General features: G+C 73.8%; 20 protein-coding genes. 11 read left to right on the forward strand and 9 right to left on the reverse strand.

The genetic code is table 11. From position 1 onward, the window contains the following. Positions 1 to 85: 85 nt before the first annotated feature. The 3 genes from ACFYWQ_RS27705 to ACFYWQ_RS27715 all read left to right on the forward strand — a co-directional run bounded on the left by ACFYWQ_RS27705 (position 86) and on the right by ACFYWQ_RS27715 (position 3,637). Positions 86 to 604, forward strand: a complete 519-nt coding sequence (locus ACFYWQ_RS27705; protein ID WP_389519898.1) for a gluconokinase — start codon at positions 86 to 88, stop codon at positions 602 to 604. A 196-nt stretch (positions 605 to 800) separates the two neighbouring features. Next, complete coding sequence (locus ACFYWQ_RS27710; RefSeq protein WP_389519900.1) at positions 801 to 2,198, forward strand: GntP family permease; 1,398 nt, start codon at positions 801 to 803, stop codon at positions 2,196 to 2,198. Positions 2,199 to 2,401: 203 nt separating this feature from the next. Continuing rightward, a complete protein-coding gene (locus ACFYWQ_RS27715; protein WP_389519901.1) occupies positions 2,402 to 3,637 on the forward strand; it encodes a hypothetical protein in 1,236 nt (411 codons plus the stop codon). Positions 3,638 to 3,642: 5 nt separating this feature from the next. Here ACFYWQ_RS27715 and ACFYWQ_RS27720 read toward each other — a convergent pair whose 3' ends face one another. The 3 genes from ACFYWQ_RS27720 to ACFYWQ_RS27730 form a co-directional block, all read right to left on the reverse strand. Beyond that, positions 3,643 to 4,278: a cytochrome b/b6 domain-containing protein gene (locus ACFYWQ_RS27720; RefSeq protein WP_389519903.1), complete on the reverse strand. Its 636-nt coding sequence runs from the start codon at positions 4,276 to 4,278 to the stop codon at positions 3,643 to 3,645. Beyond that, positions 4,262 to 4,987, reverse strand: coding sequence for a molybdopterin-dependent oxidoreductase (locus tag ACFYWQ_RS27725; RefSeq protein ID WP_389519905.1), 726 nt, complete (start codon positions 4,985 to 4,987; stop codon positions 4,262 to 4,264). The genes ACFYWQ_RS27720 and ACFYWQ_RS27725 overlap by 17 nt, the downstream gene beginning before the upstream one ends. A 121-nt stretch (positions 4,988 to 5,108) precedes the next feature. Continuing rightward, positions 5,109 to 6,038 (reverse strand): hypothetical protein, encoded by a 930-nt coding sequence (locus ACFYWQ_RS27730; protein WP_389520080.1) that lies wholly within the window; start codon positions 6,036 to 6,038, stop codon positions 5,109 to 5,111. A gap of 713 nt (positions 6,039 to 6,751) precedes the next feature. Between ACFYWQ_RS27730 and ACFYWQ_RS27735 the strand changes: the two genes are divergently transcribed. The 4 genes from ACFYWQ_RS27735 to ACFYWQ_RS27750 all read left to right on the forward strand — a co-directional run bounded on the left by ACFYWQ_RS27735 (position 6,752) and on the right by ACFYWQ_RS27750 (position 9,179). Further along, positions 6,752 to 7,645, forward strand: a complete 894-nt coding sequence (locus ACFYWQ_RS27735) for a DMT family transporter (RefSeq protein ID WP_389519907.1) — start codon at positions 6,752 to 6,754, stop codon at positions 7,643 to 7,645. Positions 7,646 to 7,705: 60 nt separating this feature from the next. Next, on the forward strand, positions 7,706 to 8,221 hold the full coding sequence (locus ACFYWQ_RS27740; protein WP_389519909.1) for an NUDIX hydrolase: 516 nt from the start codon (positions 7,706 to 7,708) through the stop codon (positions 8,219 to 8,221). A gap of 254 nt (positions 8,222 to 8,475) precedes the next feature. Then, positions 8,476 to 8,868: a YidH family protein gene (locus ACFYWQ_RS27745; protein WP_389519911.1), complete on the forward strand. Its 393-nt coding sequence runs from the start codon at positions 8,476 to 8,478 to the stop codon at positions 8,866 to 8,868. Continuing rightward, entirely contained in the window at positions 8,865 to 9,179 is a 315-nt protein-coding gene (locus ACFYWQ_RS27750; protein ID WP_389519913.1) for a DUF202 domain-containing protein, read from the forward strand. Before ACFYWQ_RS27745 ends, ACFYWQ_RS27750 begins: the two co-directional genes overlap by 4 nt. Positions 9,180 to 9,392: 213 nt before the next feature. On the opposite strand, the gene ACFYWQ_RS27755 is transcribed toward ACFYWQ_RS27750, so the two are convergent. Continuing rightward, positions 9,393 to 10,355, reverse strand: coding sequence for an NADP-dependent oxidoreductase (locus ACFYWQ_RS27755; RefSeq protein ID WP_389519915.1), 963 nt, complete (start codon positions 10,353 to 10,355; stop codon positions 9,393 to 9,395). A gap of 258 nt (positions 10,356 to 10,613) precedes the next feature. Between ACFYWQ_RS27755 and ACFYWQ_RS27760 the strand changes: the two genes are divergently transcribed. Further along, positions 10,614 to 11,636 (forward strand): phosphotransferase family protein, encoded by a 1,023-nt coding sequence (locus ACFYWQ_RS27760; RefSeq protein WP_389519917.1) that lies wholly within the window; start codon positions 10,614 to 10,616, stop codon positions 11,634 to 11,636. A gap of 5 nt (positions 11,637 to 11,641) precedes the next feature. Next, entirely contained in the window at positions 11,642 to 12,856 is a 1,215-nt protein-coding gene (locus ACFYWQ_RS27765) for an acyl-CoA dehydrogenase family protein (RefSeq protein ID WP_389519919.1), read from the forward strand. Positions 12,857 to 13,118: 262 nt separating this feature from the next. Here the strand turns inward: ACFYWQ_RS27765 and ACFYWQ_RS27770 are convergent, their stop codons facing one another. The 3 genes from ACFYWQ_RS27770 to ACFYWQ_RS27780 are packed head-to-tail and all read right to left on the reverse strand — an operon-like array spanning position 13,119 to position 16,191. Next, positions 13,119 to 13,712 (reverse strand): TetR/AcrR family transcriptional regulator, encoded by a 594-nt coding sequence (locus tag ACFYWQ_RS27770; protein WP_389519921.1) that lies wholly within the window; start codon positions 13,710 to 13,712, stop codon positions 13,119 to 13,121. A gap of 41 nt (positions 13,713 to 13,753) precedes the next feature. Further along, on the reverse strand, positions 13,754 to 15,421 hold the full coding sequence (locus ACFYWQ_RS27775; protein ID WP_389519923.1) for a class I adenylate-forming enzyme family protein: 1,668 nt from the start codon (positions 15,419 to 15,421) through the stop codon (positions 13,754 to 13,756). After that, a complete protein-coding gene (locus ACFYWQ_RS27780) occupies positions 15,418 to 16,191 on the reverse strand; it encodes an SDR family oxidoreductase (RefSeq protein WP_389519925.1) in 774 nt (257 codons plus the stop codon). Before ACFYWQ_RS27780 ends, ACFYWQ_RS27775 begins: the two co-directional genes overlap by 4 nt. Before the next feature lie 173 nt (positions 16,192 to 16,364). Between ACFYWQ_RS27780 and ACFYWQ_RS27785 the strand changes: the two genes are divergently transcribed. After that, on the forward strand, positions 16,365 to 17,600 hold the full coding sequence (locus ACFYWQ_RS27785) for an exo-beta-N-acetylmuramidase NamZ domain-containing protein (protein WP_389519927.1): 1,236 nt from the start codon (positions 16,365 to 16,367) through the stop codon (positions 17,598 to 17,600). 76 nt (positions 17,601 to 17,676) lie between these two features. Here ACFYWQ_RS27785 and ACFYWQ_RS27790 read toward each other — a convergent pair whose 3' ends face one another. Next, positions 17,677 to 20,502, reverse strand: a complete 2,826-nt coding sequence (locus ACFYWQ_RS27790) for a penicillin acylase family protein (RefSeq protein ID WP_389519929.1) — start codon at positions 20,500 to 20,502, stop codon at positions 17,677 to 17,679. 244 nt (positions 20,503 to 20,746) lie between these two features. Here ACFYWQ_RS27790 and ACFYWQ_RS27795 point away from each other — a divergent pair, with 244 nt between their 5' ends. After that, positions 20,747 to 21,352: a hypothetical protein gene (locus tag ACFYWQ_RS27795; RefSeq protein ID WP_385066868.1), complete on the forward strand. Its 606-nt coding sequence runs from the start codon at positions 20,747 to 20,749 to the stop codon at positions 21,350 to 21,352. Between the two features lie 438 nt (positions 21,353 to 21,790). Here ACFYWQ_RS27795 and ACFYWQ_RS27800 read toward each other — a convergent pair whose 3' ends face one another. Continuing rightward, entirely contained in the window at positions 21,791 to 22,207 is a 417-nt protein-coding gene (locus ACFYWQ_RS27800) for a hypothetical protein (RefSeq protein ID WP_389519931.1), read from the reverse strand. Between the last annotated feature and the right edge of the window lie 236 nt (positions 22,208 to 22,443).

Genomic DNA, 22,443 nt, shown 5'->3' on the forward strand with positions numbered 1-22,443 from the left:
TTTGTCACAGACTCTTGAATTCGTCGTACCTAATGAGTTTCAGTGTCGTCGAACATCAGGTGTCGAGGAAGACAGCGAGGCAGAGATGCGCACCCCCCACGTCGTCGCGGTGATGGGCGTCGCCGGTACGGGCAAGACCACGATCGGTCCGCTGCTCGCCGCCCGGCTGGGCGTCCCGTACGCCGAGGGCGACGACTTCCACCCGCAGGCCAACATCGCGAAGATGTCGGCCGGCACCCCGCTCGACGACGACGACAGGTGGCCCTGGCTCGACGCCATCGGCACCTGGGCGCACGGGCGGGCCGGGCTCGGCGGGGTGGTCAGCTGCTCGGCGCTGAAGCGGTCCTACCGGGACCGGCTGCGGGCCGTCGCGCCCGACCTGGTCTTCGTCCACCTGGCGGGCGACCGCGCACTCATCGAGGACCGGATGGCGCAGCGGCAGGGGCACTTCATGCCGACCGCGCTGCTCGACTCCCAGTTCGCCACGCTCCAGCCGCTCCAGGAGGACGAGGCCGGGGTCGTCGTGGACGTGACGGGCAGTCCCGAGGAGATCAGCCGACGGGCCATGGAGGCCCTGACGGTGCTCCCCGAACCGGCCGCGTAGACCGGCCTCGCAGACCGGCGCCGTCCAGCGTCGTGGACCGGCCGCGCTCGGACCGGCCGCTCGGACCGCCTGCGCGGACCGGCCGCGCCGTCCGGGTGGACCGGCCAGGTGGACCGGCCGCTGGAACGAGCCCTTCCTCTCCCCTCCCCCTCCCCTCCCCCATCCCCCGTATCAGTAAGGGACCCCTGTGACCCCCGTGACCAGACTCAGCGTCGAGATGCTGGCAGCGGACACCGTCGAGCCGATCACCTCGGCCGGCCACGCCCAGCTGGGCATCGCCGTGCTGGCCGGTATCGCCGTCATCGTCCTGCTCATCACCAAGTTCAAGCTCCACGCCTTCCTGGCCCTCACCATCGGCTCGCTCGCGCTGGGCGCGTTCGCCGGGGCGCCGCTCGACAAGGCCATCACCAGCTTCACCACCGGCCTGGGTTCCACGGTCGCCGGGGTGGGCGTGCTGATCGCGCTGGGCGCGATCCTCGGCAAGCTGCTCGCCGACTCCGGCGGCGCCGACCAGATCGTGGACACGATCCTCGCCAAGGCGGGCGGCCGTTCGATGCCGTGGGCGATGGTGCTGATCGCCTCCGTGATCGGTCTGCCGCTCTTCTTCGAGGTCGGGGTCGTGCTGCTGATCCCGGTCGTGCTCATGGTCGCCAAGCGAGGCAACTTCTCGCTCATGCGGATCGGTATCCCGGCGCTCGCCGGTCTGTCCGTGATGCACGGCCTGGTCCCGCCGCACCCGGGCCCGCTCGTGGCGATCGACGCCGTCCAGGCCAACCTCGGTGTCACGCTCGCGCTGGGCGTCCTGATCGCCGTCCCGACCGTGGTCGTCGCCGGTCCGCTGTTCTCCCGGTTCGCCGCCCGCTGGGTGGACGTGCCCGCGCCGGACCGTATGATCCCGCAGCGCCCCTCGGAGGAGCTGGAGCGCCGTCCGGGCTTCGGCGCCACGCTGGTGACCATCCTGCTGCCGGTCGTGCTGATGCTGGCCAAGGCGCTGGTCGACATCGTCGTGGACGACCCCGAGCACTCCGTGCAGCGCGTCTTCGACGTCGTCGGCTCCCCGCTCATCGCCCTGCTGGCCGCCGTGATCGTCGGCATGTTCACCCTGGGCCGGCCCGCCGGGTTCTCCAAGGAGCGGCTCTCGCAGCTCGTCGAGAAGGGCCTCGCGCCGATCGCGGGCATCCTGCTGATCGTCGGCGCGGGCGGCGGTTTCAAGCAGACGCTGATCGACTCCGGCGTGGGACAGATGGTCCTGGAGATCTCCGAGGACTGGTCGATCCCGGCGCTGCTGCTGGCCTGGCTGATCGCGGTGGTGATCCGGCTTGCGACCGGCTCGGCGACGGTGGCGACGGTGTCGGCGGCCGGTCTGGTCGCTCCCCTCGCGGCCGACATGTCGACCACCCACACGGCCCTGCTGGTCCTGGCCATCGGTGCCGGCTCCCTCTTCTTCAGCCATGTCAACGACGCCGGTTTCTGGCTGGTGAAGGAGTACTTCGGGCTGAGCGTCGGCCAGACGGTCAAGACCTGGTCCGTGATGGAGACGATCATCTCGGTCGTGGCCGGCGGCCTGGTCCTGCTCCTGTCGCTGATCATCTAGCGGATCGGCGCCGTGTCACCGGGCTCCGGCGCCTCCGCTCCCAGGGGCGGTTCTCCGATGCGGTGCGCAGGGCGGTGCACGGGTGCGGTGCGCAGGTGCGGTGCACGGGTGCGGTGCGCAGGTGCGGTACGGACCTTTCGTCGCGGGGTTCCGGCGGCCGGGGGGACGGCTCATCATGAAGGGACCGACGACTGGGGGGCGTCATGGCGATCTCGCTCGGCACGCGCGTCTCGGCCGTGCTCGTCGCGGGCGCCGTGGCGATCGTGACGGCGGCCGTGTACGAGGGCGACGGGCATGCCGGGGCGCCGCCGCGCGGTGGCGTCGGCAGCGCGCCGGCCGACACGGGCCGGCCCGGATCCGCGTCGCCGCAGGGGCGGGTGCCCGGGAGCCCCACGCCCGCCGCGAGCGCGCTGGGCTCCACGGAGACGGACGAGGCCGCGGCGCCGGAGCCGGAGCCGGAGGGCCCTGTCGGCCCGGCGGCCGGGACGACCCCTTCGCCCGCCCCGTCCCCGGACTCGACCGCCCGCCGCCCGGTGGCCACCGTGACCTGGCTGCCACCCGGGCCCGCCTCCCCCGATGCCGACCACCGGCCGGACCCGGCGTCCGTGTACGACCTCCTGCGCGCGCCCGACCGGTGCGCGGACGCCCTCCGTGCGATCCCCGCCGCCCCGGCGGCCGGCGAGTGGACGGTGCTGCGCGGACTGGCCCACGCCTGCCTCGCCGTTCAGGGCCGGGGCGGCAGCTGGAAGGTGGCCGAACAGGCCCATGCGGCCCTCGCCGACGCGGTGAACAGCTGCAAGGGATCCGCCGCCCGGCGGGTGCTCGCCGCTCTGATCGCCTTCCACCGGGCCCGCCCCTCGGGCACCGCCCGGCTGGCCGACGCCCCGGCGACCGCCGCACCCGCCTGCTCCTACGGCGTCGCCGCGGTCGACGCGGGCGACGACGGCGCGGCACGTCCCGGGGAGACCGTCCGTATAGCCCTGCGCGGCGTCCCTTTCGATCCCGCGGAGCTGGCACGGTCCGGGACGGTGCTCATCGGGGGTCGGCGGGCGGCCGTGTCGGCGGTGGGGTCCGGGTCTGGGGTGCCGTCCGGGACAGGGGCGGGGACAGGCGCGGAGAGCGGGGCGGTACCGGGTTCGGGATCGGGATCGGGATCGGGGTCGCGGGGTGACCGGCTGGTGCTGGATGTCGTCGTCCCGGCTGTCGGCGACGCCGGGCCTCCGCGGCCCGTCGACGTCGTCGTGCGGTACGCGGCGACGGAGGCGGTGAAGAGGGACGCCTTCCGGCTGGTGGGTCCGGAGGGCGGTGGCCCCACAGGCTCACCCGGACCCGGATCCCCGCAACCGCCGGGCGCCTCGGACGGCACCGGCGCCGGCTCCCGCTCCCGCTCCGGCGGTCCCGGCCCGCCCCGCTCAGGTGCCGGTGCGCCCGCCGTCTGAGTCCCTCATCCGCGCCACAGCGGATGCTCCCGCCCGGCCCACTCCCGGCTCACCGCCCCGGTCCGCATGCCCCGCCTGGCCTCCGGGTCGCCCAGGGCCATACCGATGTGGCCGGCGAGGACGATGCCGATGGTCAGCGCCAGCCAGTCGTGGACGAAGGTCGCGCTGGTGCGCCACATGATCGGGGTGAGGTGGGTGAACCACATGAGCAGTCCCGTGCCGAGCATCACCAGTGTGGCGCCCGCGATCCAGGCGGCGTAGATCTTCTGCCCGGCGTTGAACTTGCCGGCCGGCCGGGACTCCCGCCGCCGGTCGCGGCGCAGGGCGGCGCGCAGCCAGCGGCGGTCGTGCGGGCCGAAGCGGTTGAGCAGGCCGAGGTCGGCGCGGAAGGCCCGGGACGCCAGACCGGCAAGGACGGGTACGGGCAGGGCGAGGCCGGCCCACTCGTGGACGCGGACCACCAGCTCACGGCGGCCGACGAGCCGCGCGAACTCGGGGACGTAGAGGAAGGAGGCCGTCACCACGCACACGCCCATCAGCACGGCCGTCGCCCGGTGCACCCACCGTTCGGCCGGGGTGAAGCGGTGGACCCTCGGGGCGGCGGCCGGCGCGGCCGGCGCGGTCTCAGCTCGTGGGGTCATCGTCACGTCCGTTCGAGCGGCCCACCCAGGCGTCGACGTCGTAGCCGCGCTCCTCCCAGTAGCCGGGCCGCACCGTCTCGGTGACGGTGATGCCGGAGAGCCACTTGGCGGACTTGTAGAAGTACATGGGCGCCACGTAGAGGCGGACGGGGCCGCCGTGGTCGTGGCCCAGGTCCTGGTCCTGCATGCGCAGGGCGACCAGGACGTCGGCGCGGCGGGCCTGGGCGAGGGTGAGGCTCTCGGTGTAGGCGCCGTCGAAGCAGGTGAAGCGGACCGCGCCGGCCGAGGCGCGCACTCCGGCCGCGTCGAGCAGCGCGGACAGCCGTACGCCTTCGAAGGGGGTCTCGGGCACCCGCCAGCCGGTGACGCACTGGACGTCCCTGACCAGACGGGTCTGGGGCAGGGCCTTCAGGTCGGCCAGGGTGTAGGCGGCGGGGCGGTCGACGAGGCCGTCGACGGTGAGGCGGTAGGTGTCGGCGTCCTTGCGGGGGACGGAGGACGTCACCGAGTAGTAGCGGAAGCCGCCGCCGTTGGGGAGGAGACCGGTGAGGCCGGTGGGGTCCTTGTCGGCGGCACCGCCGAGGAAGCCCTCCAGACCGCGCTGGAGGGTGGGAGCGGCGACGACGCCGAGGGCGCCCAAGCCGAGGGTGCCGAGGAAGACGCGGCGGCCGACGGGGGTGCCGCGTTCCTCGGGCTGTTCGGGATGCACAGGTCCATTCGAGCACTTGGGGGCCCGGCGTGGCCAGGGACCGAGGGGATCGGGGGTGATCCGACGCCATTTCTCACCCGGTCCTCAGAGAACGCCCTGTCCGAGGCGTCCCGGTGCGCGGTCAGCCGCCGCCGAGCGCGCCGGCCCGTGCCGCGCGGAAGGCGGCGTACGGGTCGCGGTCCGGGTAGGACCAGGGGGCCGGGGTGGCGTGGTCTCCGATGCGGTGGAACAGGGCGGCCGCCTCGGCGGGCCGGCCTTCGCAGACCTTGGCGTGGGCGAGGTAGTTCAGGTCGACCAGGCGGCGGGGGTGGCCGTCGTGCTCCCACTCCAGCCACCAGTCGAAGGCGGCCTTCATCACGTCCGCGGCCCGGTGGTCGCGCCAGTGCGCGGCGGTGGCCGGGTCGGCGGGGGCGAAGCCGCGGGCGGCCAGGGCACGGTAGCGCTCGGCGTGCGCGACGATCGGGAGGATCGCCAGCGGGGAGTCGGCGGGCGCCTGCTCGGCGGCCCAGGCGGCGAACTCGTAGACCTCGTGCAGCGGGTCCGGACCGGCTGCCGCACGGCGCTCGGCGAGCAGGGCGACCATCAGGTGGTGGGCGTGGTGGTGGTCGCGGTGGCGGGCGCGGATCTCCTCGAAGATCCGCACGGCGTCGGCGGAGCCCTCGCCCTCCAGCATCAGCAGTCCGAGCCACGGGGTGGGGTCGGCGGGGGCGAGCGCGGCGGCGTCGCGGCAGGCCGCGCGGGCGCCCGCCGGGTCCTCCCTGCCGCGCAGGGCCCGGCGGACCCGGGCCAGGGCGCGCAGGACGGCCGCGTCGGCCGAGCCGGGTTCGGCGAGCAGCCACGCACCGGCCCAGGCGGCGGCGTACGGTTCGAGGGCGAGGACGGCGACGCGGTGGCCGCGGCGGTCCCAGTCGTCGCCGGTGCGGGCGAGCAGCGAGCGGGCGGCCTGCCAGCGGCCCTGCGCCAGGGCGGAGCGGGCGGCGGCGAGATCGGTGTCGTCGAGCGCCGCGCCGGGACCGGCGTCGGGCGGGCGGGCCGCGGGCTCGCGGTCCAGGGGCCGATCCGGGGTCAGGCCTCGGTTTGGGGCTCGGTCCGCATTCAGGTTGTGGTCCAGGTCCAAGTCTCGGTCCGGGGCTCGGTCCGGGGCTCGGTCCGCATTCAGGTTGTGGTCCAGGTCCAAGTCTCGGTCCGGGGCTCGGTCCGGGGCTCGGTCCGGGTTCAGGTCTCGATCCAGGTCCGGGGCTCGGTCCGGATTCGGGTCTCGATCCAGGTCCGGGGCTCGGTCCGGGTTCAGGCCCCGGTCCGGATTCGGATCTCGGTGGAGGGGGAGCGGGGGTGGGGGCACCGCGGGACTTCCTCATGCTCCTCGGTGACGGGCCTGGCAGCGGCCCGCGAGCGGCCGGTGACCCACAGGAAATCCTCAGCTCACGTCCATCGTCAAGAGCCGCGGTCACATGACAGGTGTCAACTTCCTCCGGATTCGGGGGACTTGGCCGTGGCTCCGGCCTGGTGGGGCGGGTGCGCCCGGTCGCGGTGTGGCGTACGCCATGGCGCCCGCCGTTCCCGTCCCGGAGCATGGCCGTACGGTCGCCCCGCGTCCCCGAGCCCCGCGCCGGTTCCGTCGGGTGCCGCGACCGCGCCGGCCGCCCGGTTCAGGAGCCGTCCCGGAAGCCGTTTCCGGGCGCTCCCGGGCCTGGAGGGCGCCGGGGGTCTACAGTCGGCCACAACGCACTCCCGTGGCCCGACCCGATGATCGAGGTACGCAGCGTGTCGGTTCTGGTTCTGGTCCTCGCCGTGAGCGCCGCCTGCTGCCTGGGTTTCGGCTTCGTCCTCCAGCAGAGCGCGGCACAGGAGGCGCCCCTCGGCGACTTCCTCCGGCCCCGGCTGCTCCTCGACCTGATGCGGGTGCCGCGCTGGCTGGGCGGCATCGGGCTGATGGTGGCCGGCATGGTGCTGGGCGCGATCGCGCTGGGCAAGGGCGAGATCTCCCTCGTCGAACCCCTGCTGGCGACGAACCTGCTCTTCGCGCTCGCCCTCTCCCGCCACCGGACCAAACAGCCCGTGGGCCGCCAGGGCTGGGCGGGCCTGGCCCTCCTCGCGGGCGGGGTGAGCGCGTTCCTGCTGGCGGGCCAGCCGCACGGCGGCACCGTCGTCACCGATCCGGTGCGGCACTGGCTGATCATCGGCGCCACGGTCGGGCCGGCCCTGCTCCTCACGGCGTACGCCAAGCGCACCCGGCTGTCCTCCGCCCCGGTGCTGCTCTCCCTCGCGGCCGGGCTCCTGTACGGCGTGCAGGACGCCCTGACCCGGGTCAGCGGGAACCGCTTCGCCGAGGCGGGCCTCGTCGGGCTGCTGAGCGGCTGGCAGCCGTACGCCGTGCTGGCCCTCGGGGTGACCGGGCTCATCCTGGTGCAGAGCGCGTTCGAGACGGCGCCGCTGCGCATGTCGCTGCCCGCGCTGACCGCGGCCCAGCCCCTCGCCGGCATCCTCTGCGGGGTCGGCTTCCTCGGGGACCGGCTGCGCACCGACACCGGCGCGCTGGCCTGGGAGGCGGCGGGCCTCGCGGCGGTCGTCGCGGGCATCGTGCTGCTCGGGCTGCACCCGGCGCTGCCGCAGGGCACCACCGACCGCGAGCAGGTGAGCGGCCTCCAGCCGCGGTGAGGCCGGGACGGGGTCCGGCCAGGTGACCGGGCGCCGTCCGGCGCCTGCTTGGATGGGCGCATGAGCGCTGCTGACGAGATCCTCGACATCGTCGACGAGCACGACCGGGTCGTCGGACGGTCCCCCCGCGGCGAGGCCTACGCGGCCGGTCTGCGCCACCGTTGCGTGTTCGTCCAGGCGCGGGACGCCGACGGCCGGCTCTTCGTCCACCGCCGCACCCCGACCAAGCTGGTCTTCCCCTCCCTGTACGACATGTTCGTCGGCGGGGTGGTCGGCGCGGGAGAGGCGTACGACGACGCGGCCCTGCGGGAGGCCGAGGAGGAACTCGGCGTGAGCGGGCTGCCCCGTCCGGAGTTCCTCTTCAAGTTCCTGTACGACGACGGCCCCGGGCGGTCCTGGTGGTCGGCGGTGTACGAGGTGCGCTGCGAGCTGCCCGTACGGCCCCAGGCGGAGGAGGTCGCCTGGTACGGCTTCCTTCCCGAGGAGGAGGTCGAGCGGCGGCTGTCCGAGTGGGAGTGGGTGCCGGACGGGATGGCGGCGTACGAGCGGCTCAGGGCCCACCGGGCGACGGGCTGAGCGGCGCGGCACCCGGCGCGGCGGAGGGAGGCCACCGGTGCCGGGCTCGCCATCGGTGCCGGGCTCGCCCAGGTGCCGGGCTCGCCGCCTGCGCCCTGGGGAGGCTCCTGCACCGTCGGGGGCTCCTGCACCATGGGAGGCGCTTGCGCCGTGGGGGCTCCTGCGCTGTGGGGGGGCTCCTGCGCCGTGGGGGCTCCTGCGCCGTGAGTAGACCGACAACGCCCGGTCGGCGGCCCCCGGGTAGGGTCCTGAGCGTGATCGACTTCGCGCGGAACGTCCGGTTGTGGTTCGTGCCCGAGAGGGTGCGGGAGGAGGGGCGTACCCCCGACTACCGCTTCTCGCTGGCCAACGAGCGCACCTTCCTGGCGTGGCTGCGGACCGCGCTCGCGCTGATCGGCGGCGGGTTCGCGGTGGACCAGTTCCTGCCCGACCTGCGGTGGGGCTGGCGGGTCGGGTTCGCGCTGGCGCTGCTGGCGGCGGGCGTGCTGTGCTCCCTGCGTGCGGTGAACCACTGGGTGCGGTGCGAACGGGCGATGCGGCGGGGCGAGGACCTGCCGGCGTCCCGGTTCCCCGCGCTGCTCAGTCTCGCCGTCGCGGTGGTGGCCGTCGCGATGGTGGCCGTGGTGCTCCTCGGGTGGGACGGGTGAACGGCGGACGCGACCCCGGGCTCCAGCCCGAGCGGACCCGGCTCGCCTGGCGGCGGACGACGCTGTCGAGCACCGTGGCCGCCGTCCTGGCCATGAAGACCGCGCTGCACGGCGGGCCGTCGGCCGGCGGGATCGTGGTCGGCGCGCTGTGCTGCGGGCTCTGGCTGGCCTTCCTGCTGCTCGCCCACCGCCGGATCCGCGTCCTTGCCGCGGCGCCCGCGCCGGCGGCCCTGGCCCCGTGGCACGCCACGGCGGCGGTCCTGTGCGCGGTGGCGATGGCGGTCTGCGCGGCGGCCCTGGTCATCGTCTAGCTAGGGCTTACCAGGGCTGGACGTCCCGGTCCGGCCGCCCCGACTCGGACATCCCGCCTGACCGTCCCGGCGCGGGCGTCCCAGCCCGACCGTCTCAGCGCGGGCGTCCCAGCGCGGGCATCCCGGCCCGGGCATCCCGGCCTGGCCGTCCCGCCTCAGGCGTCCCGTCCGGGCAGCCCCGGTCGGCCGTCCCGGCGCGGGCGCGCCCGGTGGCTACCAGCCCGTGGCCCGCGTCTCCGTCTCCTCCTCCCACTCCACCGTCACCACGATCTTGCCCTGGGTGCGCCCCTCCTGGCTGGTGCGGTGGGCGTCCGCCGTGCGGTCGAGGGGGTAGGTGTGCGAGACGTGGACGGACACCGCGCCCTGTTCCGCCAGTTCGCCCAGCCGGGTGAGGTCCTCGGCGTCGGGGCGGACGAAGGCGTAGCGGCCGCCGTAGTCGACGACGCCCTCGTCGGCGATCGAGACCAGGCGGCCCTCGGGGGCCAGCAGGTTGGCGGAGGTCTTCAGGGTGTCGCCGCCGATGGTGTCGAAGGCCGCGTCGACACCCTCGGGGGCGAGGCCCCGCACGCGTTCGGCCAGGCCCTCGCCGTAGGTCACGGGTTCGCCGCCGAGGGAGCGGACGAAGTCGTGGTGGGGCTCGCTCGCGGTACCGATCACCCGCGCGCCGAGGTGGCGGGCGAGCTGCACGGCGATCGAGCCGACGCCGCCCGCGGCCGCGTGGACCAGGACGGTCTCGCCGCGCCTCACCTGGAGGGCGCGGATCACCACCTGGTAGGCGGTCAGGCCCGCCAGGGGCAGCCCGGCGGCCTCCTCCCAGGTGAGGTTGCGCGGTTTGCGGGCGAGGGTGCGCACCGGGGCGGCGACGTACTCGGCGAAGGTGCCCCGGGAGAGGAAGTCCTCGCGGACGTAGCCGACGACCTCGTCGCCGACCGAGAACTCCGTGACGGACGCGCCGGGCCGGACCACGACGCCCGCGACGTCCCAGCCGGGGACCACGGGGAACACGGCGTCGAGGATCCCGTCGAGCAGGCCCTCGCGGCACTTCCAGTCGACCGGGTTGACGGCGGCCGCCCGCACCTTGACGAGGACCGCGTCGGGGCCGACCTTCGGGTCGCGCACCTCCCCGTACTCGAGGACCTCGGGACCGCCGTACCGGCTGTAGCTGATGCCCTTCATGCCACCGACCCTCCGGGGTACTCGAACGCCACGCAAGCCCGGATGCCCCGACGTGTGCCGTTCGCGTGGCAGCCCGGCCGTCGTCCACCCCGTACCCCGGAGGTGAGCACCGGCGGGGCCACCGCGGGTCCCCGCCCGGAGTGCGGGGAGCAGCCGGGTCCGGGTGGATCCGATCACGTTGGGCACCGCCTCTGGACGGCATACCGACCGGTCGGCATCATGGGGCAGGTCTCGTTGACCCGTCCGTAGGAGCGACGCATGAGCCCCGACCACCCGCCCGGACTCGACCTCGACCGGCTGCGCGCCCTGCTCGACCGCGAGCGGCCCGGTCTGGTCCACGGCCCGCTCGGCGGCCGGCTGATCGAGGGCGGACGGTCGAACCTCACCTACGCGGTCTCCGACGGCGAGGCGCGGTGGGTCGTACGGCGGCCCCCGCTCGGCCACGTCCTGGCGACCGCGCACGACATGCGGCGCGAGCACCGGGTGATCAGCGCCCTGCACCCGACCAGCGTGCCGGTGCCGGCGCCGGTGCTGCTGTGCGAGGACGAGGAGGTGCTCGGCGCGCCGTTCTACGTGATGGAGTTCGTGGAGGGCACGCCCTACCGGACGGCCGAGCAGCTGGCCCCGCTCGGCCCGGAGCGCACCCGGGGCGCCGTCCTGTCGCTGGTGGACACGCTGGTGGAGCTGCACGCGGTGGACCCCGCCGAGGTGGGCCTCGGCGACTTCGGCCGCCCCGAGGGCTTCCTCGACCGCCAGCTGCGGCGCTGGGGCAAGCAGCTGGACGCCTCCCGCAACCGGGACCTGGCGGGCATCGACGAACTGCACGCGGCGCTCGGCCGGGACCTGCCCTCCTCCCCCGCTGCCACCGTCGTGCACGGCGACTACCGGCTCGACAACGTCCTGATCGGCGAGGACGACACGATCCGGGCGATCCTCGACTGGGAGATGTCGACGCTCGGCGACCCGCTCACCGACCTGGGCCTGCTGGTGATGTACAGCATGTCGCTCGGGATGCCCGACTCGCCCGTCTCCACCACCGCCGAGGCCCCGGGGCACCCGGATCCGGCCGAACTGGTCGAACGGTACGCGGCCCGCTCGGGGCGCGACGTCTCGGCCGTCTCCTGGTACACGGCGTTCGCGTGGTTCAAGCTCGCCGTGATCCTGGAGGGCATCCACTACCGCTACACGCTGGGCCGGACGGTCGGCCGCGGTTTCGACCGCATCGGTGACCTCGTGCCCGTCTTCATCGACCACGGACTGACCACCCTCCAGGAAGGCTGACGCCCATGGACTTCGCGTTCGACGCGCGCACCGAGGAACTCCGCGCCAAGCTGCTCGCCTTCATGGACGAGTACGTGTACCCGGCCGAGGCGGTCGTCGAGGAGCAGCGGGCCCGGCTCGCCTCGCCGTGGGACACCCCGGCGGTGGTGGAGGAGCTGAAGGCCGAGGCCCGCCGGCAGGGGCTGTGGAACCTGTTCCTCCCCGACTCCGAGTACGGCGCCGGGCTGACCAACCTCCAGTACGCGCCGCTGGCGGAGATCACCGGCCGCAGCCCGCAGCTCGCGCCCACCGCGCTGAACTGCTCGGCGCCCGACACCGGCAACATGGAGGTGCTGGCGCAGTTCGGCGACGAGCGGCAGCGCAAGCAGTGGCTGCAGCCGCTGCTGGCCGGGGAGATCCGCTCGGCGTTCGCGATGACGGAGCCGGAGGTGGCCTCCTCCGACGCCACGAACATCACCACGCTCATCGAGCGGGACGGCGACGAGTACGTGATCACCGGCCGCAAGTGGTACATCTCCGGGGCGATGGACCCGGACTGCGCGATCTTCATCGTGATGGGCAAGACGGACCCGGACGGGGCGGACATCCGCCGCCAGCAGTCCATGGTGCTCGTGCCGCGCGACACCCCGGGGGTGACCGTGCGGCGCGCGATGACGGTCTTCGGCTACGAGGACCACTACCACGGCGGCCACGCCGAGGTGGTCTTCGACCACGCGCGCGTGCCGGTGACGAACCTGATCGGCGAGGAGGGCGGCGGCTTCGCCATCGCCCAGGCCCGGCTCGGACCGGGCCGCATCCACCACTGCATGCGCCTGATCGGCATGGCGGAGCGGGCCATCGAGCTGATGTGCCGGCGGGCGGTGTCCCGCACGGCGTTCGGCAAGGCGCTGGCGCAGCAGGGCGTGGTGCACAACTGGATCGCCGACGCGCGGGTGACGGTCGAGCAGCTGCGGCTGCTGGTGCTGAAGACGGCCTGGATGATGGACACGGTCGGCAACCGGGGTGCCCACACGGAGATCCAGGCGATCAAGATCGCCACTCCCCGTGCGGTGGTCGGCATCATCGACCGGGCGATCCAGCTGCACGGCGCGGGCGGGGTGAGCCAGGACTTCCCGCTGGCCGAGCTGTACGCCGGGGCGCGGACGCTGATGCTCGCCGACGGGCCGGACGAGGTGCACCAGCGGTCGCTGGCGCGGCGGGAGCTGAAGAAGTACGCGTGACCGTCCGGGGGGCGGTCGGGGGCTGCCGGGAGTGGTCGGGGCGGCCGGGGACGGGAAGGGGCGGCCGGGGGTTCCTCGCCCCCGCCGCCCCTTCCCGTCCCGTACCTGGGGGCTCCGCCCCCAGACCCCCGTATCGGCCCTGGACGGGCCTCGTCCTCAAGCTCCCCCGGAGGGGGCACCCCCGGACGGGCTGTGTCCGGACAGGCCTCGTCCTCAGACTCCCACGGAGGGGGCACCCCCAGACGGGCTGTGTGGGCCCCCGCTACGGGCGCAGGGCGCGCAGCAGCAGGTCGGCCAGGTGGTCGGCGACCTCCTGGGGGCTCATCGGTCCGTCGGGGCGGTACCAGGTCGACAGGTGGTGGACCGAGCCGAAGTGGTAGTCCACGACCAGGTCGGCGGGGGTCGCCGTGGAGAACACCCCGGCCTGCTGGCCCTCTTCGACCAGGGCGCGGAAGCGTTCGTGGTAGCGGCGGCGCTCGGCACGGACCTGCTTGTTCTTCTCGGGGCTCAGGTGGTGCATCGAGCGGAAGAAGATCGACGCGTCGTCGAGGTTCTCGATCGTCGTGACGACGACGTCGGCCGCCGCGTCCCGCAGCCGCTTCTCGATCGGCTCGTCGGCGCCGGCGAAGGCGTCCAGCCGCTCCTGCTGGACGCGCAGCACGCGCGCGTACACCTCGTGCAGGAGGTCGTCCTTGGAGCCGAAGTAGTGGTAGAGCGCCCCCTTGGTGACGCCGGCCGCCTCGACGATCTCCTGCACGGAGGTGCGGTCGTAGCCCCGCTCGGCGAAGAGCCGGGTGGCGGCGGCCAGCAGCCGCTGCGGCACGGGTGTCCCGTCGCCGTCCGTCGTCCTGGGCACTGCCGCCACCTGCCTTTCTCGATGCTGTCCCGGCGTCTGCCTCACCGGCTGTCGTGCGCGCGGGAACGCAGTTCCCGACGGAGGATCTTGCCACTCGCCGTTTTGGGCAGGTCGGGCAGGATCTCCACCTGTCGCGGGTACTTGTAGGCGGCCAGTCTCTCCTTGCAGTACACCGCGAGTTCGTCCGGGTCCGTGTCGGCGCCCGGACGCAGGCTGATGTACGCCTTGACGGTCTCCCCGCGGTAGCCGTCGGGCACCCCGACGACGGCCGCCTCGCGCACCGCCGGGTGGGTGTACAGCACGTCCTCGACCTCGCGCGGCCAGACCTTGAAGCCGGAGGCGTTGATCATGTCCTTCTTGCGGTCGACGACGTAGAGCCAGCCCTGTTCGTCCATGAAGCCGATGTCGCCGGTGCGCAGTTCGCCGCCGGGGAAGGTCTCGGCGGTGGCGTCGGGGCGCCGCCAGTAGCCGGGCACGACCTGCGGCCCGCTCACGACGATCTCGCCCTGCTCCCCGAAGGGCACCTCCTCGCCCCGGTCGTCGAGGATCCGTACGACGGTGTCGGGGCCGGGCACGCCGACCGCGAGCGTTCCCGACACCGGGTCGACCGGCGCCTCCCGGTGCGGCGGGACGGAGGCGCAGGGGGCGGTGCACTCGGTCAGGCCGTAGCCGTTGCGGATGTACGGCCCGAAGCCCGCCCGGAACTTCTCCACCAGGGCCGGCGGCAGCGGGGCGCCGCCGGAGGAGATGTTCACGAAGGAGGAGAAGTGGTCGCGGGTGACGTCCGGGTGGGCGGCCAGCGCCATGAACGCCGTGGAGGGGCCGACGGTGTAGTGCGGGCGGTGCTCGGCGAACGCCTCCAGGACGACGCCCGCCTCGAACCGGTAGGTCAGCACGAGCGTGCCGACGCTGTTCACGCAGGCGGCGAGCTGGCAGACCATGCCGGTGATGTGGAAGAGGGGTGCGAGCGCGTAGTAGACGGGCGCCTCGGGCAGGCGCAGGCCGGTGCGCTGCCGTTCGGCGTTGTGCATGATGTTGGCGTGGGTGTTGACGGCGCCCTTCGGGGTGCCGCTGGTGCCGGAGGTGTAGCTGATCAGCGCGGCGTCGGAGGCGGCCGGGGCGCGGTCCTCGGGTGCCCGGTGGCCGGCGCGGGCAACGGCGGTGAGGTCGTCGGCGTCCGGCGCCTGCGGGAGCCGTTCGAAGGTGAGCACGCGCGTGTCGCCCCGGGTCTGGAAGTCCAGCTCGCAGCCCGTGAGCACGATCCGCACCGGCGAGTCGGCGGCCGTGTCGCGCAGGTACGACTCCCAGGCGCGGTCCGAGCAGACCAGTGCGGCGACCTCGCCGTCCCGCAGGACGTGGGCCACCTCCCCCGCCTTGTACATGGGGTTGACCGGGACGACGGTCGCGCCCGCCTTCCAGGCGCCGAGGACGGCGAGGACGAAGTGCGGGGAGTTCTGGAGCAGGACGGCGACCCGGTCGCCGCGCTCCAGGCCGCGGGCGGCCAGGTGGCCGGCGATCGAGTCGCTCAGCTCGTCCGCCTCGCGGTAGCCGATCCGTCCGTCGAAGTAGGTGAGGAAGGTGCGCTCCGGGGCCTCGGCGACGGCCCGGCGCAGGGCGTGGACCAGGGACGCGTCGGGGTCGACGGGGGCGCGCTGGGCCTCGTCGAGGAGGGCCAGCCAGGGCTGGGCTGCGTAGCGTGACGCGGTCACCGTGCGGTCTCCCACTTCTGCTGGATGTGGTTCATGGTCGCCAGCCAGCGCTCGGGGTCGGCGGCGCGGGCCTGGTAGTACCCGGCGACCTCGGGGTGCGGGAGGATCAGGAAGCGGTCCTCCTCGATGCCCTGGAACAGGGCGTCGGCCACCGCCTGCGGTGCGATCGCGGTCGCCCTGAGCACCAGGTCGCCCGCGCTGCCGGCGGCGTCGAGCATGTCGGTGCGCACGCCCTGCGGACAGATGGCGTGGACCTTGATCCCGCGGTGGCGGTAGGTCAGCGACAGCCATTCGGCGAAGGCGTACGCGCCGTGCTTGGTGACGCTGTAGGCGGCCGCGCCGATCATGGTGAGCAGTCCGGCGGCGGAGACGGTGGAGACGAAGCGGCCGGTGCCGCGCTCCAGCCAGTCCGGGAGCAGGGCGTGGGCGGCGCGGACGTGGGCCATGACGTTGACGTCCCAGGACACCGTCCAGGCGCGCTCGTCGAGCGGCGCTCCGGCGTCGGCGCCGTCGAAGGCGACGCCCGCGTTGGCGCAGTAGACGTCGACGGTGCCGCCGAGGGCGTCCCGGGCCTCGGCGACGATCGCGGAGGCGTCGCCGGGGAGGGCGGTGCCGCCGATCTCGTCGGCGACCGCCTTCGCCCGGTCGGCGTCGAGGTCGTTGACGACGACGCGGGCTCCCTCGGCGGCGAAGCGGCGGGCGAGGGCGGCGCCTATGCCGCCTCCCGCTCCGGTGACGACGACTCCGGCACCCTGCACGGCTTGCACCATCGGTCTCCTTCGACGCGACTGCGACACGGCTGCGGCACGGCACGACACGACTGCCGCACGGCACGGCGTACCCGGACGGGCGTACGCGGCACGGCGTGCGTCGGCTCTGCTGCCGCGTCAGACTAACCGGTCGGTATGTTGCAGGGAAGGGTGGACGCGGGACACATCCCTCCATGCGCCTCTCCCGACGGGGTCTCCTCGCCGCCACCGCCGTGGCGTCCCTGCCCGCGTCCGGCGCCGACGCCGCCGCCGAGCGCCACGGGCGACCGAGAACCGGTTTCGAACGCCTCGCCGACGACGGGTACGCCCTGCTCCACGGAGCGCGCGTCGGCGTGGTCACCAACCCCACCGGTGTCACCCGTGACGTCCGGCACGTCGTCGACGTGATGCACGCCGATCCCCGTGTCCGTCTCACGGCGGTCTTCGGTCCCGAGCACGGCTTCCGGGGCACCGCGCAGGCGGGCGGCTCCGAGGGCCGGTACGACGATCCGGCGACCGGGCTGCCCGTGTACGACACGTACCTCAGGAGCGGCCGGCCGCTCGCGGACGTCTTCACCGCGTCCGGCGTCGACACGGTCGTCTTCGACGTCCAGGACGTCGGCGCCCGCTTCTACACGTACATCTGGACGCTGTACGACTGCATGGTGGCGGCGCGCCTGGCGGGCCTGCGGTTCGTGGTGCTGGACCGGCCGAACCCGGTGACCGGGCGGACGGCGCTGGGGCCGGTGCTGCGGCCGGAGTTCGCGAGCTTCGTCGGGCGGCGGCCCATCGCGCAGGCGCACGGCATGACGGTCGCGGAGCTGGCCCGGCTGTTCAACGGGGAGTTCCTGGAGGCGCCGGTGGAGCTGGACACCGTGGAGATGACCGGGTGGCGGCGGTCGCAGTGGTACGACGCGTCGGGGCTGCCGTGGGTGCCGCCGAGCCCGAACATGCCGACCCCGGACACGGCCCTCGTGTACGCGGGGACGTGTCTGTTCGAGGGGACGAACCTGTCGGAGGGGCGGGGCACCACCCGGCCGTTCGAACTGCTCGGCGCGGAGGGGATCGACGGGCGGTGGGCGGCCGCCGTGAACGGGCTGGAGCTGCCCGGGGCGGTCTTCCGGGAGGCGTACTTCACGCCGTCCTTCTCCACGTTCCAGGGCCGGACCGTGGGCGGGGTGCAGATCCATGTGCGCGACCGGGACGCCTTCGACCCCGTCCGTACCGGTGTCGCCCTGCTGGTGACGGCCAAGCGGGTCTGGAGCGGCTTCGCGTGGCGTCCGGACCACTGGATCGACCGGCTGACGGGGTCCGCCCGGGTGCGCACGGCGATCGACGCGGGCGCGGGCGTGGACGAGGTGGTGGGGGGCTGGGAGGAGGAACTGGCCGCTTTCCGGCGACTGCGGAGGCGGTACCTGCTGTACGGGTGAGCGGGCCGGGGCGGTACCCGCGGTGGGGCGTGTCCGCGACGACACGGCCCACCACGGGCCCCGGCCCGGCGTGGGGTCAGCGGTGCGTGGTGAACTCCACGACCTGCTGGTAGGTGGGCCGGTTCTGCCAGCTGACGGCGCCGTGCTCGATGCCGCCGAGGGCGCGCTGGACGATCGAGTCGGCGCACCACTGGTCGCCCGCCGCGCAGAGGTCGTCACCGGGGTAGACCTGGGCCGCGGTCCGGCCGGCCGCCGTCTTCAGCGTGGTGATCAGGACGTCCCGGCAGGCGCTGAGGCTGCCGCCGCCGCAGTACGTGCGCGCCAACGGGCCCTGCACCGCTTCGCCGAGCACCGTCCGGATGTCCTTGTCGACATAACTCCACCAGCCGTACTGGAAGGCGCTCCCGGCGTGCGCGCCGGTGGGGCCGTGGGCGGCCGACGGGGTCTCGTCGACGGGCAGGTTGGCGGTGAACGCGGTGTACAGCCCGGTGCCGAGACCCGGTTCGAACTGGGCCCGCACCAGCAGCGGCCACCAGGCGTCCAGGGTGCGGATCGCGTCGGCGTCGGCGTACGTCTTCGAACCGGCCGTGGTCTCGGTGCGCTTGCCGCCGGCGGTCAGCCAGGCCTGGAGCCTGCCCACGGCCGACGCGGCGGTGGTGTCGGTGACCGGCGAGCTGTTGATCACCTTCAGCAGGTCGGGCAGGACGTCCTCGGCGCGCAGGTCGGTGAGGGCCGCGTCCGCCATGGCCTTCACCAGGGCGGCACGGGTGACGCCGCCGGCCTGGACCAGCTTCTTCACCCGGGTCTCCAGGAGGTTGCCGCGGTGCACGGACCCGTCGCCCCAGGGCGCGGTCGCGTAGTCCTGGGCCTGTTTGTTGTTCCAGGAGATGTAGTAGTCCTGGTCGATGGACCGGGGGTGCGCCGAGGCGGGGGTGTACTCGGCCGTGTTGGTCGCCGGGTCCCAGTTCCGCCACTCGTACGCGGACCGCGCCCACGCCGGGAGATCGGCGTCGACGCCGGTCGCGCGCACCGGGTTGTCGCCGCTGTTGTAGTACGCGGTGTGTTCGGCGTCGGCGTAGAACCAGTTGAAGGTGTAGTTGATGTGCTGCACCGCGGTCTGGAAGGTCTGCGGGCTCGTGACGTGTCCGGGGTCGTTGAGCATCTGGAAGCCGATGATGGAGTCGACCTCGTGCAGGAAGGACGAGCGCAGGGTGGTGTAGGCGACCTTCGTGCCGCCGACCGTCGCCCGGTGGGTGACGGGGCCGTACGCGGTGCGCCAGACGCGCATCGTGTACGAGCCGGCCGCGGTGCCGTCGGCCGTGGTCGGCGTCCAGGCGTTCTTCTGTTCGACCTTCTCCATCGCCGTGCAGGTGCCGCGGTACAGGTAGTGGTAGTCGTCCTGGCACAGCTCGACGGCGTAGGTGTCGATGACGTCCTGGCCCGAGGTGGTGGCGCTCCACGCGTAGTCCTGGCCGCGGCCGAGTTCGACGTACATGCTCAGGCCCGCGAAGGAGGCGCCGCGGGCGCTGATGCCCGGGCCCTGGAGCTCCTGGAGCAGCAGCAACTGGGGGGCGAAGTAGCCGGTCTGCGGGCCGAAGACGGCGATCGGGTGGCCGCTCGCGGTGTGGTCGCCGCCGACCACGAGGGCGTTGGACATGCCGCGCCGGGCGGAGGTGAGGGCGGTGGCGGCCGCCGTGGCGGAGGCGGTCGTCGCGGTGGCGGCGGCCGCGCTGCCGGTGCGGTCGTGGACCAGCGGCTCCTCGACCACCGAGCCGGCGTCGGGCAGCGCCAGGCCCTGCGGGTCGTCGGGCCGGACGGCGTAGGGGAAGCTGCTGCCGTCGTGGAGGGTCATGACGGCCTCGGGGTCGTTCCGTTCGCGGAAGGACTCCCAGACCTCGGTGCCCTCCTCCACGCCGTACCGTTCCTGCGCCGCCAGCAGGGAGACCGCGTTGGCGACCTCGCCCCCGCCGCCGGAGCCGAAGAGGGCGCCGACTACCGAGGCCAGCGCCACCAGGTCGGTGACGGTGAACCGGGCGATGGTCCCGGCGTTGGTGATTGAGTCCTTGTGGCCGGTCAGGACGTATTCACCGGGGAAGTAGCGGCCGCTGTCGGAGGCGTCGATGTAGGCGTTGATGCCGTCCAGGTAGGCCTTGGCATCGGCCAGGGCCTGCTGTCCGCGGGCGCCGTTGCCGGCCACGGCTTCGTCGATCTGGGCCTGGAGGTCGGCCTCGGTGTAGGGGGCGTTGCGCCAGAACTGCTGCTCCAGCCCCTGGTTGGAGGCGGCGCCGCCCGCGAAGGAGGTGAGCTGACCGCGGCCGACGTGCCGGAGGACGTCCATGAGCCACAGCCGGTCCTCGGCTGCGGCATAGCCGGCACCGAACTCGGTGCCGTACCTGGTGGTACCGGTGATGTGCGGGACGCCCGTCTTCTTGTCGCGGACGATCGTGACGTCGCCGCGGCCGGCGGGATTGACGGTGGAGGCGACTTGATCGGCGGGAACCCCGAACGACGCGTCGTTGAAGAACGTGTTGATCGTGGCGTTGGTGAGGGTGGACTGGCCCTTGGCCAGGGCGGCGTAGGGGCCGAGCTGGTCCTCGGCGTGCGCGGGCTGGGTGCCGAAGGCCTGGTTGAGCAGGATCTGGGCGAGGGTGGCGTTGCCGTTCTCGCCGGGCGGCAGGATGTCGGAACACTGGCCGCCGCAGTGGTCGTTCGCGGCCGCGGCCACGACCTCGGCCTCGGCGGCCGCGGCGGAACGGGGTGCCCCGGCGACCGCCGCCGCCGGGGAAAGAGGTGTCAAAAGACCGGCCAACAGGACGCATACGGATGCGGTCTTCAGGAACCCGGGGAATCTGCCGGGAGTTCTCAGTTCGTCGAGGGCGGTGCGTGGGATTCGCCGTGGCATCGGCAGCTCCTCGCGACGGGGGTGGCCGGAAGGTTACCGCCGGTATCCCCGGGATTGAAGATGAACATGCGTCACTTTCGGGAGTCGCCTCATCCGGCTCGTGGGACGGCACCGGACACCGGATGGAGCCGAGGGGAGCCGAATCGCGTGTCGATACGTCTATTCGACGACGTCGTGCGAAGTCCGTGCGATGAACGCCGAAGTGACCGAAGTGCAGGTGCAGATGTGACGGAGGTGCAAGGCGATGGCCGGTTTCCGGAGTCTGGCGAGACAGGTGCGCGACCCGCGGTGCGATCTGGCGCTGCGGCGGTACTCACTGCGCAAGTGCCTTGAACGGTTCGCCCCTTACGGGCACAGGGCGACCTGGGACCATCTCTGCTCCCGGGCCGGTTTCGGTCCCGAGGACCGCTCCCCCGACCCGGCGCGGCTCGTGGCCGCGCTGGAGGAGCTGGAGGAGGCGCGGGCGGTGTGGCTGGCCTACGAGGTCGAGTTCGCCGAGCGCCGCAGGAAGGAGAAGCACGACGGGCTGCGCAGGCCCGGCAGTGTGGACGACTGGCACCGGCTGACCTGGGGCGGTTTCGGTGTGGCGTGGTGCGACGACCCGCGGGTCCACCCTCGTGAGCCGCTGGCCGAGGTACTGCGCCGGCTGATCGCCGCGCTGGAGCGCGCGCCGGGCTCCGGCTGCCCGGTGTGCGGCGGCGAGCGGCTGGTGTGGAAGTACGGCCTGGACCACGAGCCGTCGGCGGGTCCGGTCTGCACGGACTGCGGGATACTCGTGCCGCGGCCCGTGCTCACGCCCGACGCGCTGGCGTACGCCCGGCGCGGCGGACGACTGCTGGTGTCGGCCTGAGAGGACGACGGGGGTGCGTCGGGGATGCCGCACCCCCTGTGTCACCGCACGCCCTCTGTCACCGCATCCCCTGTGTCACCGTCCCGTGTGCCGCCCCGCGGCTCCTCGCCGCCGGTCCCCTCCCGGGGCGGCCGTCACCCTCGGGACAGGGTGCGGGTGCGCCCGGACGGGACGCGGGGCGCGGCCGGCGGCACGGCCCTTCCTGGTCGGCGCCGCCCGGCTCCGCGCCGGCCGACCGGCACGAGCCCGGGCGCCGAGGAGGTCACCGGCCGGCTGGTCGCCCTGGGCCGGGCGTCGAGGCGGGTCCGTGGTCCGGGACCGGGCTCCGCACGGCGCGGACGGCGGCGTGTGGCCCGTGCCGCGGCCGACGCCCCGGATCGGACCGGACCGGAGGTTGCCCCTGGTCCTGCCGGACGGGCGGCGGGCACTGTCCGACGCTCAGTCGGTGACGGCGGCGCCGCACCAGTACGGGTGCGCCCAGCGTTCGTCGTGGGGCAGGCCGAGGAGTGCGGCGCGGACCGCGAGGTCGGTCTCGCCTACGGCGCGCAGGCGGTCCGGGGCGTGGCGGGCGAGCCAGGCCTGCTGTTCGGCGACCACCGCCGGCCCGTCGTCCGGGGACCACCAGGAGAACGGCGTCCGGTCGGTGGCGAGTTCGTCCAGCCAGGCGCCGGCGCAGCGCGCGAGGTGCGCGTCGGGGACCGGTCCCGGCTCCCAGCGGTCGAACAGCCCGGTGACCGTCCCCAGGATCATGGCGCAGGTCTCGAACACGTCGGGCACGGGGTAGGGCGGGTCGGGCGAGGCGAGGACGTGCCGCCACCACGCGAGGACGAACGCCTCGACGGCCGCCGCCTGCACGGGGGGGCCACGACCGCCACGCCACCCGGGCGAGGCCGTGGACGCCCCAGCCGATCCCGTCGAGGACGCCGTCGGCCATCGCGTGCGCGGCCGGGGGCAGCAGGCGGCGCATCGCGGCGGGGTGGTCGTGGAAATGGCCGGGGTCCTCGAACAGGTACCGGTTCACGACGTCGACGGGGACACGGGTGTACGGCGTGCGCAGGTACGCCGTCTCCTCCGGCAGGTGGCAGAGGGGG

The organism is Streptomyces sp. NPDC003247 (assembly GCF_042888135.1).
Lineage (GTDB): Bacteria > Actinomycetota > Actinomycetes > Streptomycetales > Streptomycetaceae > Streptomyces.

What these genes read in the sequence shown, in the direction of transcription:
- ACFYWQ_RS27720 (WP_389519903.1), bottom strand. Translation starts at nt 4,278, where the DNA reads ATGACCCCACGAGCTGAGACCGCGCCGGCCGCGCCGGCCGCCGCCCCG.
- ACFYWQ_RS27790 (WP_389519929.1), bottom strand. Translation starts at nt 20,502, where the DNA reads ATGCCACGGCGAATCCCACGCACCGCCCTCGACGAACTGAGAACTCCC.
- ACFYWQ_RS27740 (WP_389519909.1), top strand. Translation starts at nt 7,706, where the DNA reads ATGAGCGCTGCTGACGAGATCCTCGACATCGTCGACGAGCACGACCGG.
- ACFYWQ_RS27760 (WP_389519917.1), top strand. Translation starts at nt 10,614, where the DNA reads ATGAGCCCCGACCACCCGCCCGGACTCGACCTCGACCGGCTGCGCGCC.
- ACFYWQ_RS27765 (WP_389519919.1), top strand. Translation starts at nt 11,642, where the DNA reads ATGGACTTCGCGTTCGACGCGCGCACCGAGGAACTCCGCGCCAAGCTG.
- ACFYWQ_RS27785 (WP_389519927.1), top strand. Translation starts at nt 16,365, where the DNA reads ATGCGCCTCTCCCGACGGGGTCTCCTCGCCGCCACCGCCGTGGCGTCC.
- ACFYWQ_RS27755 (WP_389519915.1), bottom strand. Translation starts at nt 10,355, where the DNA reads ATGAAGGGCATCAGCTACAGCCGGTACGGCGGTCCCGAGGTCCTCGAG.
- ACFYWQ_RS27795 (WP_385066868.1), top strand. Translation starts at nt 20,747, where the DNA reads ATGGCCGGTTTCCGGAGTCTGGCGAGACAGGTGCGCGACCCGCGGTGC.
- ACFYWQ_RS27705 (WP_389519898.1), top strand. Translation starts at nt 86, where the DNA reads ATGCGCACCCCCCACGTCGTCGCGGTGATGGGCGTCGCCGGTACGGGC.
- ACFYWQ_RS27715 (WP_389519901.1), top strand. Translation starts at nt 2,402, where the DNA reads ATGGCGATCTCGCTCGGCACGCGCGTCTCGGCCGTGCTCGTCGCGGGC.
- ACFYWQ_RS27780 (WP_389519925.1), bottom strand. Translation starts at nt 16,191, where the DNA reads ATGGTGCAAGCCGTGCAGGGTGCCGGAGTCGTCGTCACCGGAGCGGGA.